Here is a 15,589-nt window from a genome sequence, read left to right as displayed (position 1 = left end):
TCGGTACCCCTGTTGATCAACAGCAAATTCTTGTGTTGGTTCAAACATGACGAAAAGATGTCAGGCTGAATTTAATCCTTCGGCCAGGCATGGTAATGGTTGACTTCCGGATTATACGGGAGAAACTTTATCAGGATTCAAAAAAAAAAACGGAGAATCACTTGATTTCGCCCGGAAATTTAACCGGTAGTTCGATGCGAAGTTATCGACATCGGGGGAGCCAAACAACGGCTCGGAGCTGACGCTGATAAAGTCAAGTGGATGGAATCTTATTCCATTTTTCTCACCCGAACATCAATTGGTGTGTCTTTTAATAGCTCCACCAACTTTTGCGGATCGGTCTGCCCGAAGTGATAAGGGTAAAGAATCTTCGGCATGAAACTCCGGGCAGCTTCAGCGGTTTGCCCGGGTGTCATGGTATAGGGCAGATTCATGGGCAGGAACGCAATATCAATGTCCTTCAGATTCTTCATCTCCGGTATGTTCTCGGTATCACCGGCAATGTAAATGCGTTTGCCGCCCATGGTCAGCACATAGCCGTTACCGTTCCCTTTCGGGTGAAAAGGTTTGCCGTCGGGGCGTTTGTGCAACAGGTTGTAGGCCGGAACTGCATCAATGCCAATGCCGTCATCTGTGGCACTCTGTCCGCTGAGGAGGATGGTTTCACCAGGTACTTTACCTTCACAGCTTTTGCTCACAATAACCTTCGTACCCGGTTTCCGAAGCCGTGCAATAGTGGCCGGATCGAGATGATCGTCATGTTCGTGGGTTATCAAAACCAGGTCGGCTTTGGGAAGCTTCGAATAATCGGCTTCACGGCTCACCGGATCGATGTGAATGATCTTCCCGTCCCACATCATCATCAGGGTTCCGTGCCCAATGAAGGTAATGGCGAGGTTTCCTTTATCCGTTTGAAACGTATCGGTTTCGAATGTGTCTGCGGCTGGTTGTCCCGGGAATAACAGGGCCAGCATAATGACGATAGGTGACATGGTTTAGCCTTTTATGGATGTAACAATTCACAAGATACAAAAAAAGAAGCGAACCAGTTGAGGCTGTTTTTTCAGGTAACGGAAATTTGGGGATATCAGTCAATCAAAATTTGCAGCGGTGAAAGGAACGACAGCACTTCGGGTGTCGAGAAACGGGCATTTTTCATCTGGTTTTCCCACGGATTGAAGCGATAGTTTTTGGCTCCGCGAAAATCGGCTTCAGTCAGGTCGCATTGCCGGAAGAACGTTCCGGTCAGGTCGGTTTCCCGGAACTTAGCCATTTTCAGGTTGGTTTCCACAAACTCGCATTCGTCTATACGGCACCTTTCAAACGAGGTTTCTTCGAGGGGGAGACCGGTGAAGTTGCACATTTCGAGCTCCGAATCGTTGAAAGTCATTTCGAGCCTGACGCGGCTAATTATGGTGAAATCGATACCAATCAACTGACAACTGTCTAAAACAACTCCTTCGAGGTTGGCCTGCTGAAAGCGGCTGCTGCTCAGATCGCAATTGTCGAACCGGCAGTTGAGGAAGACGGTCCGGGTAAAATCGCACGATGAAAAGTTGCAATTTTGGAAGAGGCAATCTTCAAACTCTTCGAAACGAAAGGTTTGATTGGAGAAATCTTCTTCGCGATAGATCACACTGACGTGCGGGGCGGTAGCTGACTTCATTATGACTGATTTTTTTGGTTTACTCTGTTTGCTGAAGATAGGAAATTCAGGACAAAAATCAGTCGAATATGTTGTACAGCTATTCTACAGGGTGACTTGAAAAGCGTCGTTTACTTTTCCCGGAAGGGGATACCTGAGGCTGACAAAAAAGAAGGGAAATCCGGCATGCGAATCCCCCCTCAGGATATAGTTAAAAAACAACCTATTTCACATACGGTGCATTGTTCAGGAAGTCGAGACTTTTCTCTACGCTGACCAGCGGGTCGAAATTATACTCTTCCACCTCCACCACAATGTATTTCATGCCGGCCGTCCCGGCATCGGCAAAGATGGGTTTGAAATCCATCACGCTGTCATCGCCGCCCAGTTCGGTCGTATCTTTCACGTGCCAGAACAGGAATCGTCCGGGATATTGGTTAAAGTAGTCCACCGGGTTTTTACCTCCTTCAGTAATCCAGTACAGGTCCATTTCGAAGAATACCTTTTCCGGATCGGTGTTTCGGAGCATGTAGTCATAAATGGTTTGCCCGTCAATGTCCTTGAATTCGCCGTCGTGGTTATGGTAACCGAAACGGATGCCGGCAGCGTTACATTTTTCACCCACGGCATTAAAATAATCACAGTACCGTTGAACGCCGTCAATACTTTCGTAACCCACTTTATCCATAAACGGCTGAATGATGTATTTTACGCCGGCCGCTTTATGTGCTGCAATACACTGGTCCCACCAGGCCATTACCTTGTCCCGGTTCGATGAATCGGGCACGGCCTGTCCGGTGTGCGATGAAAGGAAATCCATGCCGTTGGCTTTTACCAGGGCAGCAAATTCGGTTGGCTCCATACCGTAGAACTTGCCATCGGCGTAACCGGCAGCCTCGACAAACTTGTAACCAATTTTACCCACCGCTTCCACGGTGGCTTTGGCATCATCTTTCATGTGACCGCGAACCGACCAGAGTTGAAGACCAATGTATTTTTTCTGTTTGTTTTGGGTTTGTTTACAGGAAGAAAGGCCGGATAGCAGGAGCGCCAACAGCAGCAATCCAGCCGATTTTAGATGAGTGTTTCGTTTCATAACAGATTAGGTAAATGATTAGTTAATTCGGTTGAGCATGCTATGCTTAACCGATACAAAATTAGCAGCATATTTAGATTATGAAAATAACCGGACGTTTTTCTTTGTGAAACCGATAATAACTTGATTTGCCGGTATCATTTTTGCTGAAAATGTTAAATGCATGCCGCTATCTGGACTATTGCGATATAATCGAAAACTTAAAAAACTAAAATAGTTTTTGATTTAACATTTAGATCACATACAAAAAACTAAATAAACTAAAATAGTTTTCGATATTTGGAGCAAAATTGGAAAAGATGAATGCACGCCAACGAATCATGATGGGAGCAATGGATCTGTTTGGCAGGGACGGCATCCGGAGTGTAACAATGGATGCGATTGCTGCCGAGCTGGGCATCTCCAAGCGAACCATTTATGAGAATTTCAGGGATAAGACGGAATTGTTGAGAGAAGGTATTATTGCAGGTGGTGCGCTGTATAGTAAGAAGCAGGAAGAAATCATGGAGAATGCCCCGAATGTCATTGACGCACTGTATCGAATTGGTAAAGAAAATCACCAGGTGATGCAGAAAATCAATCCTCGTTTCTTCAGTGATTTGAAGAAGCATTATCCGGATATTCTGGAGTTGGTCACCCATGATTACATGGCGAAATCCGGGAAGTTCATGCTCCGGTTATTCAGGCAGGGTGTTGAAGAAGGAATATTTGAGCAGGGTATCAACATGGAAATTGTGGAGGCCGTGTGGATTCAATTGGTGGAGTTGGCCCAGAGCAGTAAAGAGACCGGGGTAATAAGTGACTCCTGGTCGGTAAAAGAATGGCACTTTTATCTGTTCATGCCTTATCTGCGGGGCATCAGTACTGACAAAGGCCGTATGCTGATTAAGCAATATCTCGAGAATTTCGAAAGATTCACAGCGGAATAAATTGGAACCTATTCAAAGTAAAAACAGATAGTGTATGAGAAAAGTAGTGTTGATTGTTACCTTCCTGTTTGCCGGATTGGCAACGGTGTATGCGCTTCCGCCCGGAGATATGCAGTTGACGTTGAAACAGGCTCAGGATTATGCGCTTGAGTACAATAAGAACGTAAAGAATGCCAAACTCGATGTGGATGCTGCACAGAAGAGAATATGGGAGTCCATTGCGTCGGGGTTGCCGCAAATCGATGCCAAAGCTGATTACTCGAATTACCTCGGAGCTTCGATGAGTATTCAGTTTGATCCGAATCAGCCAGCAACAGAAATTCCGTTCAAAACGACCGCTAATGTTTCGGCAACCGTGTCGCAATTGCTATTTAGTGGAAGTTATCTGGTTGGATTGCAATCGGCTCAAATATACAAGTCGTTGTCGGAAACCAATTACGAAAAGTCGCAGCAGGACATTAAGGAACAGGTAGCCAACAGTTATTACCTGATTCTGGTGAGTGAAGAGACACGTGATATTCTGAAAAAGAACCTGGAGAACATGCGGAGTACACTGGCCAAAACCAAAACAATGGAAAAAGTTGGTATGGCTGAAGCGACTGATGTCGATCAGCTTTCTGTTTCAGTATCGACACTCGAAAACGGTGTTCGTTCGGCCGACCGGCAGGTGGAGATGGCTTATAACATGCTTCGGTTCGAACTCGGAATACCAGGTGAGCAAGAGATTCACCTGACTGAGACGATTGAAACGATCATCGATCGCATCAACTTCACCGTATTGATCGACCAATCCATGTCGGTAGACAATAACCTGGATTACAAAATGATAGAAATTCAGGAGCAACTATCGGAGAAACAGGTAGCCTTGGAAAAATCGGCCTATCTGCCTACGCTGAGTAGTTATTACAGCCGAATCGAGAAGATAAAGAAGGCAAGCTTTGATGCGTCGCCGAAAAATGTCATCGGATTGGACCTGAGTATTCCCATCTTTTCCAGCGGACTGCGGAAAGCCAAAGTGAGTGAAGCCAACATTGGCCTTGAACAGATACAAAACCAGAAGGATTTGCTGGAGGAGCAGTTGAAAATTCAGGAAAAGCAATTGCGGTTCAACCTGCGCAATGCCCTTGATAAGTACACTAGCCAGAAAGAAAATGTGAAGGTCGCTCTTCGGGTTAACCGGAATTTTGACCTGAAATACGAACAGGGAGTTGCATCGAGCCTGGAACGTTTGCAAGCTAATGACAGCTACCTGCAGGCCGAAACCAACTATGTAGGAGCTACACTGGAATTGCTGCAGGCCTATGTTGCCTGGGAAAAATTGTTGAATAATTTATAAATCAAACCCTAAATAGATTATCATGAATTTCAGAATACAACTATTCATGCTGCTGGTTGCCACAGGGCTTTTCGCCACCGGGTGCGGAAACAAAAGCGGTAAAAGCGAAGCAGGCGACGTCAAACAGGATAGTGTTAAAATACGACCGGTTAAAGTAATGTTGCTGGAGCCACAGAAAGTTAGCCGGACCATTAAGCAAACAGCTTCCTTTGTGGCTTATCACGAAAACTACCTTAGCTCAGCCAGCCCGGGCCGGATTGAAAAGATTTATGTTGAGGTCGGCGATCATGTAAAAGCCGGTCAGTTGCTGGTGCAAATGGATCGCTCGCAGCTGAAGCAGGCCGAACTGCAACTCGAAAACCTGAAGACCGATTTCGGTCGGCTCGATACCCTGCAGAAGACCGGAACGGTGACACAGCAAAGTTATGACCAGCTGGCGACACAGTACAACATAGCCAAAGAGAATGTTCAGTTCCTGAAGGAAAACACCGAACTCAGGGCGCCGCTCAGTGGAGTTATTACCAGCAAATATTTCGAGGATGGTGAGATGTATTCCGGCTCACCGAACACATCAGCCGGAAAAGCAGCCATTGTAACGCTGATGCAGCTCAACCCGATAAAGGCAGTTATCAACGTGACGGAAAAGGACTTTCCCCGTATTCATAAGGGAATGAAAGTAGATGTTACAGCGGATGTTTATCCCGGTAAGGTTTTCGAAGGAACAGTTTATCGTATCCATCCGGCCATTGACCCGTTATCGAGAACTTTCACGGTAGAAATAACCATTCCGAATGATGATGAGAAAATCCGTCCCGGAATGTATGGCAAGGTTGCCATTCATGTGGGAAGCGATGTGGCTAAGCTGGTTCCCTCCATTGCCGTTATAAAGCAGGAGGGTACCGATCAACGTTACCTGTTCAAGTACGTTAATGGAATCGCAAAACGGGTAGATGTTCAAATGGGCGAGCGCTTCAATGCCAATATTGAAGTTATCTCCAACGAGCTGAAGGATGGCGATAAGATCATCGTTGTAGGACAAGCCAACCTGATAGATGGCAGAGCAGTGAAAATCGTGAATTAACCAGGCCGTTCATTCTGAGTTAAACTTATTAAAACAGCAGAGACAATGAGTATCTATAAAAGTGCGGTGCAACGGCCCATCACAACCCTGATGATTTTCATGGCGGTGATTGTTATGGGAATCTACTCGGTGGTGTACCTGCCCGTGGACTTATATCCCGAAATTGAGTATCCTGCTATCACGGTGATGACCACTTATTCGGGGGCCAGTGCCGCCGATATTGAAACCAACGTTTCGAAAGTGATTGAAGATGGTATGAATACGGTTGACCATCTAAAAGATATTACTTCGGTATCGTATGAAAACCTTTCGGTGGTAACTCTCGAATTTCAGTACGGGACCAACCTGGATGAATCGGCCAACGACATTCGCGACGCCCTTGATTTGATTGAGAAACAGTTGCCCGATGCTAGTGATAAGCCGGTTATTTTTAAATTCAATTCCAGTATGATGCCGGTACTCTTTTACGCTGTCACAGCCAACGAGAGCTTTCCGGGCCTGGAGAAAATCCTGGATGAAAAAATTATTAACCCGCTTAACCGGGTTGACGGAATCGGTTCGCTAGGACTGGCCGGCGAACCCAACCGGGTAATATATGTGGATGTCGACCCTGTGCAACTCGATGCATACCATATGACGATTGGCCAAATTGGAAATGTTATTAGGGCCGAGAACCAAAACACTCCTTCCGGTAATGTGAAGATGGGAAAAATGGATTACCAGCTTCGCGTGGAAGGTGAGTTTACAGACAGCCGTCAGTTGAATAATATTATTGTCAGTACCAGCGGCGACGGGCATTCTGTATACCTGCGTGACGTGGCTACCGTGAAAGATACCCTGAAGGACACCGGTCTTCAGGAACGCATCAATGGAAAACGCGGACTACGGATGTTCGTCATGAAACAATCGGGAGCCAATACGGTGAAGGTGGCGCAGGATGTCAAGAAAAGACTGGCCCAGCTGGAAAAAAATCTTCCGCCCGATGTGAAGATTCAAACGATTTTTGACTCATCCGACTTTATCAAAGATTCAGTCTCCAACCTGTCGGAGACGCTGATGTTTGCACTCCTCTTCGTGGTGTTGGTGGTGCTGGCCTTCTTGGGACGTTGGCGGGCGACATTTATTGTGGCGCTCACCATTCCCATATCGTTGATTGTGGCCTTTATTTATCTCTACATTTCCGGGAACTCCATCAACGTGATATCCCTGTCGTCACTATCGATTGCTATTGGTATGGTGGTGGATGATGCGATTGTGGTGTTGGAGAATATTACCACGCACATTGAACGAAAGAGCAGCCCGCGCGAAGCCGCCATTTATGCTACAAATGAGGTTTGGTTGTCGGTAATTGTGACCACGCTGGTAATTGTGGCGGTGTTCTTTCCGCTGACCCTGGTTTCGGGCATGACCGGTGTAATGTTCCATCAGTTGGGTTGGATTGTCACCATTACGGTAGTTACTTCTACCGTAGCGGCTATTACACTGACGCCGATGCTGAGTTCGAAATTACTCAAGCTAAAGCCGAAGCCGAAAAAGCCTTCACGTTTCAGTTACGATAATACCTTCCTGCGTGTACTCAACGGCCTTGACCGTTTTTATGAAAGAGCGATTAAATGGAGTTTGTATCATAAGAAAATTATCTTATCGGTAGCTGTGGTGATTTTTGTTTCATCCATGTACCTGACCAAATACCTGGGAACAGACTTCCTACCTCAGACCGACGAGAGCCGGATTCAGATAAAGATTGAGCTGCAATCAGGTACACGGGTTGAGGTTTCAAATCAGATAGCCCGCGAGGTAGAGAATATCATTCACGAAAAAACGCCGGAAGTGAAGATCATCAATACCTCTACCGGCTCCGACGACACGGGTGGTTTTATCTCCCTGTTCAGCCAAACCGGTTCGCACATCATCAACATGACACTGGCGCTGGATAAACCAAATCAACGAACAAGAAGTGTATGGGACATTGCTGCGGTTCTTCGTCATCAGATGGATCAGATTCCGGATATTGAAAATTACGCATTCACCTTCTCCAGCGGCATGCAAACATCCAACACCGTGGATGTATATATCTACGGCTATGATTTCAATACGACTTCAAAACTGGCGAATCAAATTGCCTCCGAAGTGAAGGAAATCAAGGGGGCATCGGATGTGCAAATTAGTCGTGATAAGGAAAAACCTGAGTTGAAAGTGGTTCTCGATCGCGATAAAATGGCACTGCATGGCCTCAATACGGCTGCAGTATCGGCCATGATTCATAACCGCGTCGCCGGATTAACCGCCACTGAATACCGTGAACAAGGTGATGAGTATGACGTGATTGTTCGTTACGACCCGCAATACCGCAGCAATATTACCGACCTGGAGAATATTTCCATTACGACACCGGCTGGTAAATCCATTAAGCTGAAAGAACTTGGTAAAGTGGAAGAGTACTGGTCGCCGCCAAACATCGAGCACCGTCAGCGCGAGCGCGTTGTGAAAGTGTCGGTGACGCCTTTCAAGACGTCGCTGGGACAACTGGCCGAAGGGATTCAGAAAGAAGTCGACAATCTTGATTTGCCTACCGGGATAATGATTGACGTTGGTGGAGCTTATCAGGATCAGAAGGACTCGTTCACCGACCTCGGACTGCTCTTGTCGCTTAGCTTGGTGTTAGTCTTCCTGGTAATGGCGTCACAGTTCGAGTCGTTTAAGATGCCGTTTATCATCATGTTCTCGATCCCATTCGCCTTTTCGGGTGTGGTATTGGCGCTGCTGCTGACCGGAACCAACCTGAATCTGATTGCAGCCCTTGGTGCGGTGCTGCTGGTGGGTATTGTCGTGAAAAACGCTATCGTGTTGGTGGATTATACCAACCTGATGCGCGACCGCGATCTGGAGCTCTATGATGCCATTCGTGTGGCCGGCAAATCGCGTTTGCGTCCGGTACTCATGACGGCCATGACTACCATGTTGGGGATGTTGCCAATGGCTATCAGCACCGGAGAAGGTTCGGAGATATGGAAGCCGATGGGAATATCAGTTATTGGCGGATTGGTTTTCTCTACCATTATCACCATGGTTTTGGTACCGGTTATTTATGCTATTGTGGCTAAGAAAGGCGAACGCGATAAGAAAGCTGCCATTCGAAAAAAGTTTATTTTCATGAATAACAACAAGTAAATTCTATTTGGGAGAATTTTCACTATGGTTCATATTGGTTAAATTTTGGGCCGCGAATGATAGGACTGCCTGCCAGGTAAGTCTTATCTTCCCGGTTTAACCAAAAAAGAAATTGAACGAATAAATAAAAAGCATACGACGTGAAAGCAGTATTTATTGTGTATAATCAGGCCAATACCGAGCGGGTAGAGTACATGCTCGATCGGCTCGAAATAAGGGGATATACCCAGTGGGCCGACGTTCGGGGAAGAGGTTCGGTCTCCGGGCCTCCTCACTTGGGAACACACACCTGGCCGGAAATGAATTCGGCCGTCATGACCGTTGTTCCCGATGAAAAGGTGGAACAGCTTCTGGAAAAAGTAAAAAGAATGGATGCCATTAACGAAGAAGTTGGGGTAAGGGCATTCGCCTGGAATATTACAGAGTCAGTTTAGGTATAGATTTAAATAACAGAAATCGACCGGGTACAGTGGAGTATAAATGAGCATTTATTTTGACTTCACTTGCCCGGTTTTTTGTTTGCACACGCTAAAAACTTCAGTTTCCCACGAACTTAATGAATCTTTCACATTTAAAAATATAGATGTGTTTATATATGTGTTATATTTGTCGGAATTTAGTGATAACCCAATGATGACGTAACCCTTTCTCTCTGTTATTGAATGGTTGAAGAAAGCGGGTTTCGTTGTTAATAGAAAGACATGATAAAATGATGTTTCTTTACATTGGCGGAGGGGTCGCTGTGCTGTTCATCGCCTACTTGATTTACGGCTTCCGGAAGATGAAGAACCTTGAAAATGTACCTCCCAGCAAAATGATTAAGGTCCTGAACAATAAGAATTTCAAAACAGTCATTCGTAGTGGCACTGTGTTGGTTGATTTTTGGGCCCCCTGGTGTGGTCCCTGTAAAATGATTGCTCCTACGCTGAACGAAATTGCCGAGGAAGAAAATGGCCGTATTACCATAGGCAAAGTGAATGTTGATGAGCAACAGCAACTAGCCCAAAAGTACAATATCCGGAACATTCCAACGATGATTCTTTTCCGGGATGGAAGAGCGGAGAAGCGGATAACCGGCGTAAAATCGAAAAAAGCGATTTTATCGGAAATTGCCTGATTGGTTGTTTCCCCCGCTTCGCCTGCCAACTGATTGCAAAACAAAGGGACTGTTTCCGTTAACCGGACAGTCCCTTTGTCGTTTCGTAAAACGCAGATTTTACATCATTTCCTTCATTGCCTTGTAAGCCATATCGCCGTAGACAACCGATGGGCCACCTCCCATGACTACGGCAACTCCTATGGTTTCAACAATCTCTTCTTTCGTCGCACCTGCTTTTAACGAGTCTTGCACATGACAAGCGATACATCCCTCACAACGAATGGTGATGGATATTCCTAAAGCAATTAGTTCTTTTTGTTTTGCTGTAAGTGCACTGTCAGTTGCAGTAGCTTTGTGCATGGTCGCAAAGCCTTCGGCAACGCCGGTGTTTTCTTTTGATAGTGTTCCAAGAAAATCAAAAACGGCTTTGGCTTTATCTTTATAATTCGTCATACTGATAATGATTTAAAGGTCATTGATTCAATGAATATTGATAAATATGCAAAATAGGAACAACATTCGGTATGAATTATCTCATGCTGAATCTTCAGCCTGTTCTTTTTAATCACGCAAGCAGAATTCGAAAAGTGAAACAGCCATCTGCAAGCCTGTGGTAAAGTTAATTATTGTCTTTTCGGATTTCTTATATCTGACCTGAATGTAGTAACTTGACGGTATGGTGAATAATAATTGTAGGCCATGGAAATTGCTGTTCTGATGCTATTCTGAAGGACATACTTAGCATTTTGGCTTTCAGTCTGTCCAAAATTTCCGTAACTATGTAAAACAAATACCGTAACGTTTAACAGACCAACAAAAACCCTTGCTTCATGAAGAGACAGATCACTAACCATCTCCCCGTTACTTTGTTGCTATTGGTGGGCTTGCTGTGGCTCGGCCTGCCGGGGTGCCACACCAAAAAAGAGGCGGTGAACGCTTCGAAAACCGGCCAGGAAGAGACAGTCACCACGAAGAGCAAAAATAAAACGGTGGAAGACTTCGATCAGTTCTATAATCGCTTCCACGCGGACAGTACCTTTCAAATGTCAAGGTTAAGATTCCCCATCGAAGGCGCTTCGGTGGATGTGGATGGCACCGAAAAGTGGACGAAACAGAACTGGCTCATCATGAAAACGAAGATTTACGACATCGACACGACCCAATACAAGGTAACCTACCATAAAACACCCACGGAATTTACCCAGCACGTCTGGCTCCCCGACACCGGCTTCAGCTCGCAAATCCGCTTCGAACTGGTGGGGAAGAAATGGTACCTGGTGTACTGCCTGGATGAGAACCTGTAGGCAATGAAGAATGAGAAATGAACAATAACATTTCAGGTTACAGGTTACAGGTTACAGGTTTCAGGTTTCAGGTTACAGGTTACAGGTTGCGCTTCGCGGTTACTGTGGTTTCTGTGTTTGCTATGGTGCTGTTCTGTTGGGGGATATCCCGAATGGGATGGAATGTTCATCACCGCCGGTGAGACCGGTGGAAGAAAGCTCTGATATAACCACAACTCCGCGAGGAGTTGAATTAGTCGACTTGCTGTTCAACCCGCCTCGGGGTTGTGCTGACCATCAGGTGGCTTAACCTCCAATCGGATTGGAGGTGATGAATATGTATCCCTGCGGGAAATGTTGCGTCAACCACAGAAACCCTCTGGGCAAACTGAATGTGAGAAAGTGTGAAGATGGGAAGGTGAGAGCGCAACCTGAAACCTGAAACCTTCAACCGTTATAACCTTCCGGTTCATTTCCTGAAAATTCAGTAACTTATAACTGCATTTTTTACAATCTAAACCAGACAAAATGAAAGCAGTGATTCGAACGCAATATGGCACCCCCGACGTATTAAGCGTGCAGGAGGTACCAAAGCCCGTTTACGGAGACAATGAAGTGCTGGTGAAAGTGTATGCAGCCACCGTTAACCGCACCGACTGTGGCATCCTGACGGGAAAGCCCTATGTTATTAGGTTGTTTACCGGCGTGTCGAAACCGACTCATCAATCCACCGGAACCGACTTTGCCGGATAGGTTGAGGCCGTTGGCCGGAATGTCACCGCCTTTCAGGTGGGTGATAAAGTCTGGGGCTTTAACGACAGCGGATTGCAGTCGCACGCCCAGTACCTGACCGTCTCGGAGAATGAAGCCATCGCACACATCCCCGAAGGCATCACCTACCAACAAGCTGCTGCCAGCATCGAAGGCGCGCATTACGCTTACAACTTCATCAAGCGGGTGCCGTTTGGCGGAAACCGTAAAGTGATGCTGAACGGCGCTTCCGGGGCCATCGGCTCGGCCGCATTGCAAATGCTCAAATACTATGGCGCCGAAGTGACGGCTGTATGCAACACTCAAAACCTTGGCCTCATCAAATCGCTGGGCGCTGACCGCGTCATCGATTACCTGCAGGCAGATTTCACACAGGACTGGAAACTGTATGATTTCGTTTTTGATGCAGTAGGGAAAAGCTCTTTTGGGAAATGTCAGCGATTGCTGAAACAGGGAGGTGTGTACATTTCATCGGAGCTGGGAGTCAATGCGGAGAATCCGTTCCTCGCGATGTGGACGCCGTTCAGAGGAGGTAAGCAGGTTCGCTTTCCATTACCGACCGATCGCAAGGGGAGTATCGTCTTCGTCAAGAAACTGCTGGAAGGAGGAAAATTCCGGCCGGTCATCGACCGATGGTACCCGCTGGAAGATATCGCGGAAGCCTACCGGTATGTCCTCACCGGACAGAAAACCGGCAATGTAATGATTCGCTGTAACCAGGATGAAAGCTAACAATGACATAGAAGAACTGATTGACGGGCTGCAATTGAAGCAGCTAAAGGAGCGGGAAGAAGCCTTTCACCAGATGTATGCGTTACTGGGACAGGTAGTCGGAAATGCTTCACGGGCCTGAGGTGTTGAAGATATACCAGGCCATTCATATCATCGCCAACCTGGCGAGCGTGGATACGGATAACCGCTGTATTGGAAGGCAAAATTGAACTAACAATCGATAGAGTGAAACAGGTATTTGGGTAAGGTGATCGATACTACATTCCGAAAGGAGTTCCCGTTCCAGCTAAAATCTATGCCTTTTATGCGGATATAACCTTTTTCAATCAGAAGAACCCGTATCAGGAAAAATAGTTAACAGCAGGGATGCTCATGGACGAGTTACCCGTCTGATTTTTTATCCATTAAGGCGTAGATAGGGATCCATTTTAATCAAAGAATTCCTGGAGGCTCTGCCTCGGGGATAGTTCGTTTCAAGAAATTTGTTTATCTAATTATTTAACGGAATCAGCCTCTGAAACCTTATCTTCTTTTTCCCACATCTTGGCTCTATCAAACAATTCAACACAAACAAAATTTCAGGTTGTTTGCCATATACATAGCAAATGGTTATTAAAAAATGCAAAAAAATGTCATATTTGCCGGGTGTAATGATTTGAATAATTGAAAATGGTCATCAATAAAGTAGATTACAGTGATTTCTTCTTTATTCGTTTTCAGAACGGAGATGAACCGGCTTTTGAAAAGATATTCAATTCAAATTACCCGCAACTGGCCGGCTTTTGCAACCAGTTCTTAAACGACCTTGACAGAGCGCAAAGCCTGGCCCAGGAGGCATTTATCCATCTCTGGCTTAATCGGGAGAAAATTGAAACGCTGAATGGTATCCGCTCCTTTTTGTACACCTATGCCAAATCGAGTTGTCTGAATGATCTTCGGCACCGGAAAGTCGTTAGCAAATACCAGGACAAACATCTTCAGGCAAAGGAAGAACAGCTGAACATTGAAGTGCTCGAATCGTTCGATTTCCATTCACTGGAGCTTTCGGAACTGGAAGCATTGATAAAACAATCGATTGACGAATTGCCAGAGAAGTGCCGGCTGGTATTCCTGATGAGCCGAATGGAAGGGAAAAAGAACAAAGAGATTGCCGAGGAGCTGGATATTTCGGTTAAATCGGTGGAGGCTAACATCACCCGTGCGCTGAAAACCCTGAAAACAAACCTGTCCGAATATCTCCCCGTCATACTGGTCCAAATACTGTTGCAACACTTTTCCTGAAAAGGATTTCCGCCCGTTTTTCCGTTCGTCGATTATTTTTTTTGAAAATCATATAGGGTACAGGCTGGTACGCGTGTACTCAGTATATACAGCAACAAAAATGGATTACACACTGATCAGTAAATATCTTGCGGGAGAAGCCTCAGAAGAAGAGGTGAAAGCGATTTTCCAATGGATGGAGGCTGCTCCCGAAAACAAGAAAGAATTTGTGCACTTCAAGAAGGCTTGGGTCCTGACAGCCACGTCAACAGACAATCAGGAGAAAGTCTGGAGGAACTTATTGGCAGGGAAAAAGCGGTTGACAGGCAAACGGAGAATTTATACCGGCTATGCGCGGTATGCAGCGGCTGTTTTGCTCGTGTTCGGTTTGGGCATGATTGCGCAGTATTTTGGTTCAAAAGCTTTGCGCCAAAAGTTGCTTTATGCTTCCGATACACGGATTGAAGTTCCGCTGGGGCAGATGTCGAATGTGGTGCTGCCCGACGGAACCACTGTTCAACTGAACTCGGGAAGCCAGCTACTGTATTCAGGGAATTACAACACCGGCAAGCGGACCGTTCAACTGGAAGGAGAGGCCTATTTCCATGTGTCGAAGGACAAGGAACATCCGTTTATCGTTCAAACCCAGGCGCTCGATTTTAAGGTGTATGGAACTTCGTTCAATGTGCAGGCCTATCCGGACGATCAGGAAGTAAACACCACGCTGGTGGAAGGAAGTCTGGGTGTGATAAGTAAGAACGGCACTGAGTTTACGCGTTTGGTCCCGGGTGACAATATCAGATACCAAAAATCCTCTGAACGTTATGTTGTCAGTAAAGTGAATCTCGATCTGTACACCTCGTGGACGAACGGGCTGATCACCTTCCGTAACGAGAGCCTGAAAGAGATTGCGAAACGACTGGACCGCTGGTATAACGTGGAGATTGTTATCAAAAATCCGGAGCTGGAAAATCAATTGTATTTCGGCACCATCATGAAAAATAAGCCCATCGACCAAATCCTCGAAGTGCTACGGTTGACGTCCAATTTGAAATACCGGATTGTCCCTCGTCCGGATAAACCGACATTGATCTACTGGGAATAAACGAGCCAAAAAAATTTATCAAATAAACCTAATCAGAGAAACCATATGAATCCTACAAATGCTCCTTAACAAAAACAGACC

16 protein-coding genes are annotated in these 15,589 nt (G+C 46.0%); 12 read left to right on the top strand and 4 right to left on the bottom strand.

Going from position 1 to position 15,589, the window contains the following annotated elements; all coding sequences use genetic code 11:
• Window positions 1-269 precede the first annotated feature (269 nt).
• The 3 genes from GJU82_RS06090 to GJU82_RS06080 all read right to left on the bottom strand — a co-directional run bounded on the left by GJU82_RS06090 (window position 270) and on the right by GJU82_RS06080 (window position 2,741).
• The gene (locus GJU82_RS06090; RefSeq protein WP_153631332.1) at window positions 270-992 is read right to left on the bottom strand and encodes an MBL fold metallo-hydrolase; all 723 of its coding nucleotides are present in this window, start codon (window positions 990-992) and stop codon (window positions 270-272) included.
• A 95-nt stretch (window positions 993-1,087) separates the two neighbouring features.
• Window positions 1,088-1,666: a pentapeptide repeat-containing protein gene (locus tag GJU82_RS06085; protein ID WP_153631331.1), complete on the bottom strand. Its 579-nt coding sequence runs from the start codon at window positions 1,664-1,666 to the stop codon at window positions 1,088-1,090.
• Between the two features lie 202 nt (window positions 1,667-1,868).
• Window positions 1,869-2,741 (bottom strand): sugar phosphate isomerase/epimerase, encoded by an 873-nt coding sequence (locus GJU82_RS06080; protein ID WP_153631330.1) that lies wholly within the window; start codon window positions 2,739-2,741, stop codon window positions 1,869-1,871.
• Window positions 2,742-3,040: 299 nt separating this feature from the next.
• Here GJU82_RS06080 and GJU82_RS06075 point away from each other — a divergent pair, with 299 nt between their 5' ends.
• The 6 genes from GJU82_RS06075 to trxA all read left to right on the top strand — a co-directional run bounded on the left by GJU82_RS06075 (window position 3,041) and on the right by trxA (window position 10,375).
• Window positions 3,041-3,670 (top strand): TetR/AcrR family transcriptional regulator, encoded by a 630-nt coding sequence (locus tag GJU82_RS06075; protein WP_153631329.1) that lies wholly within the window; start codon window positions 3,041-3,043, stop codon window positions 3,668-3,670.
• Between the two features lie 34 nt (window positions 3,671-3,704).
• Entirely contained in the window at window positions 3,705-5,006 is a 1,302-nt protein-coding gene (locus GJU82_RS06070; protein ID WP_153631328.1) for a TolC family protein, read from the top strand.
• Window positions 5,007-5,028: 22 nt separating this feature from the next.
• Window positions 5,029-6,087 carry an efflux RND transporter periplasmic adaptor subunit gene (locus tag GJU82_RS06065; protein ID WP_153631327.1) on the top strand — a complete coding sequence of 353 codons (1,059 nt, stop codon included), beginning with the start codon at window positions 5,029-5,031 and terminating at the stop codon, window positions 6,085-6,087.
• 45 nt (window positions 6,088-6,132) lie between these two features.
• Window positions 6,133-9,258, top strand: coding sequence for an efflux RND transporter permease subunit (locus GJU82_RS06060; protein WP_153631326.1), 3,126 nt, complete (start codon window positions 6,133-6,135; stop codon window positions 9,256-9,258).
• Window positions 9,259-9,398: 140 nt separating this feature from the next.
• Window positions 9,399-9,692 (top strand): PG0541 family transporter-associated protein, encoded by a 294-nt coding sequence (locus tag GJU82_RS06055; protein ID WP_153631325.1) that lies wholly within the window; start codon window positions 9,399-9,401, stop codon window positions 9,690-9,692.
• Between the two features lie 275 nt (window positions 9,693-9,967).
• Window positions 9,968-10,375 (top strand): thioredoxin, encoded by a 408-nt coding sequence (gene trxA, locus GJU82_RS06050; protein WP_373921429.1) that lies wholly within the window; start codon window positions 9,968-9,970, stop codon window positions 10,373-10,375.
• Window positions 10,376-10,474: 99 nt separating this feature from the next.
• Here the strand turns inward: trxA and GJU82_RS06045 are convergent, their stop codons facing one another.
• A complete protein-coding gene (locus GJU82_RS06045) occupies window positions 10,475-10,810 on the bottom strand; it encodes a carboxymuconolactone decarboxylase family protein (RefSeq protein ID WP_153631324.1) in 336 nt (111 codons plus the stop codon).
• A 377-nt stretch (window positions 10,811-11,187) separates the two neighbouring features.
• On the opposite strand from GJU82_RS06045, the gene GJU82_RS06040 reads away from it, so the two are divergent.
• From GJU82_RS06040 to GJU82_RS06025, 6 genes are all read left to right on the top strand, one after another.
• A complete protein-coding gene (locus GJU82_RS06040; protein WP_153631323.1) occupies window positions 11,188-11,661 on the top strand; it encodes a DUF4348 domain-containing protein in 474 nt (157 codons plus the stop codon).
• Between the two features lie 507 nt (window positions 11,662-12,168).
• On the top strand, window positions 12,169-12,393 hold the full coding sequence (locus tag GJU82_RS17405) for a hypothetical protein (RefSeq protein WP_228488588.1): 225 nt from the start codon (window positions 12,169-12,171) through the stop codon (window positions 12,391-12,393).
• A gap of 36 nt (window positions 12,394-12,429) precedes the next feature.
• Window positions 12,430-13,143 (top strand): NAD(P)-dependent alcohol dehydrogenase, encoded by a 714-nt coding sequence (locus tag GJU82_RS06035; protein WP_228488587.1) that lies wholly within the window; start codon window positions 12,430-12,432, stop codon window positions 13,141-13,143.
• Window positions 13,133-13,264, top strand: coding sequence for a hypothetical protein (locus GJU82_RS17665; RefSeq protein ID WP_255473940.1), 132 nt, complete (start codon window positions 13,133-13,135; stop codon window positions 13,262-13,264). The genes GJU82_RS06035 and GJU82_RS17665 overlap by 11 nt, the downstream gene beginning before the upstream one ends.
• Before the next feature lie 548 nt (window positions 13,265-13,812).
• Window positions 13,813-14,424 (top strand): RNA polymerase sigma-70 factor, encoded by a 612-nt coding sequence (locus tag GJU82_RS06030; RefSeq protein ID WP_153631322.1) that lies wholly within the window; start codon window positions 13,813-13,815, stop codon window positions 14,422-14,424.
• A 100-nt stretch (window positions 14,425-14,524) separates the two neighbouring features.
• A complete protein-coding gene (locus GJU82_RS06025) occupies window positions 14,525-15,508 on the top strand; it encodes a FecR family protein (protein WP_153631321.1) in 984 nt (327 codons plus the stop codon).
• Window positions 15,509-15,589 lie beyond the last annotated feature (81 nt).

It is taken from the genome of Prolixibacter sp. SD074, assembly GCF_009617895.1.
Lineage (GTDB): Bacteria > Bacteroidota > Bacteroidia > Bacteroidales > Prolixibacteraceae > Prolixibacter.
Note: the sequence above shows the minus strand (reverse complement) of the source record. Positions and strands in the feature narration are given on the sequence as shown.

What these genes read in the sequence shown, in the direction of transcription:
- GJU82_RS06080 (WP_153631330.1), bottom strand. Translation starts at nt 2,741, where the DNA reads ATGAAACGAAACACTCATCTAAAATCGGCTGGATTGCTGCTGTTGGCG.
- GJU82_RS06090 (WP_153631332.1), bottom strand. Translation starts at nt 992, where the DNA reads ATGTCACCTATCGTCATTATGCTGGCCCTGTTATTCCCGGGACAACCA.
- GJU82_RS06060 (WP_153631326.1), top strand. Translation starts at nt 6,133, where the DNA reads ATGAGTATCTATAAAAGTGCGGTGCAACGGCCCATCACAACCCTGATG.
- GJU82_RS17405 (WP_228488588.1), top strand. Translation starts at nt 12,169, where the DNA reads ATGAAAGCAGTGATTCGAACGCAATATGGCACCCCCGACGTATTAAGC.
- GJU82_RS17665 (WP_255473940.1), top strand. Translation starts at nt 13,133, where the DNA reads ATGAAAGCTAACAATGACATAGAAGAACTGATTGACGGGCTGCAATTG.
- GJU82_RS06070 (WP_153631328.1), top strand. Translation starts at nt 3,705, where the DNA reads ATGAGAAAAGTAGTGTTGATTGTTACCTTCCTGTTTGCCGGATTGGCA.
- GJU82_RS06075 (WP_153631329.1), top strand. Translation starts at nt 3,041, where the DNA reads ATGAATGCACGCCAACGAATCATGATGGGAGCAATGGATCTGTTTGGC.
- GJU82_RS06085 (WP_153631331.1), bottom strand. Translation starts at nt 1,666, where the DNA reads ATGAAGTCAGCTACCGCCCCGCACGTCAGTGTGATCTATCGCGAAGAA.
- GJU82_RS06065 (WP_153631327.1), top strand. Translation starts at nt 5,029, where the DNA reads ATGAATTTCAGAATACAACTATTCATGCTGCTGGTTGCCACAGGGCTT.
- GJU82_RS06045 (WP_153631324.1), bottom strand. Translation starts at nt 10,810, where the DNA reads ATGACGAATTATAAAGATAAAGCCAAAGCCGTTTTTGATTTTCTTGGA.
- GJU82_RS06040 (WP_153631323.1), top strand. Translation starts at nt 11,188, where the DNA reads ATGAAGAGACAGATCACTAACCATCTCCCCGTTACTTTGTTGCTATTG.
- trxA (WP_373921429.1), top strand. Translation starts at nt 9,968, where the DNA reads ATGATGTTTCTTTACATTGGCGGAGGGGTCGCTGTGCTGTTCATCGCC.
- GJU82_RS06030 (WP_153631322.1), top strand. Translation starts at nt 13,813, where the DNA reads ATGGTCATCAATAAAGTAGATTACAGTGATTTCTTCTTTATTCGTTTT.
- GJU82_RS06025 (WP_153631321.1), top strand. Translation starts at nt 14,525, where the DNA reads ATGGATTACACACTGATCAGTAAATATCTTGCGGGAGAAGCCTCAGAA.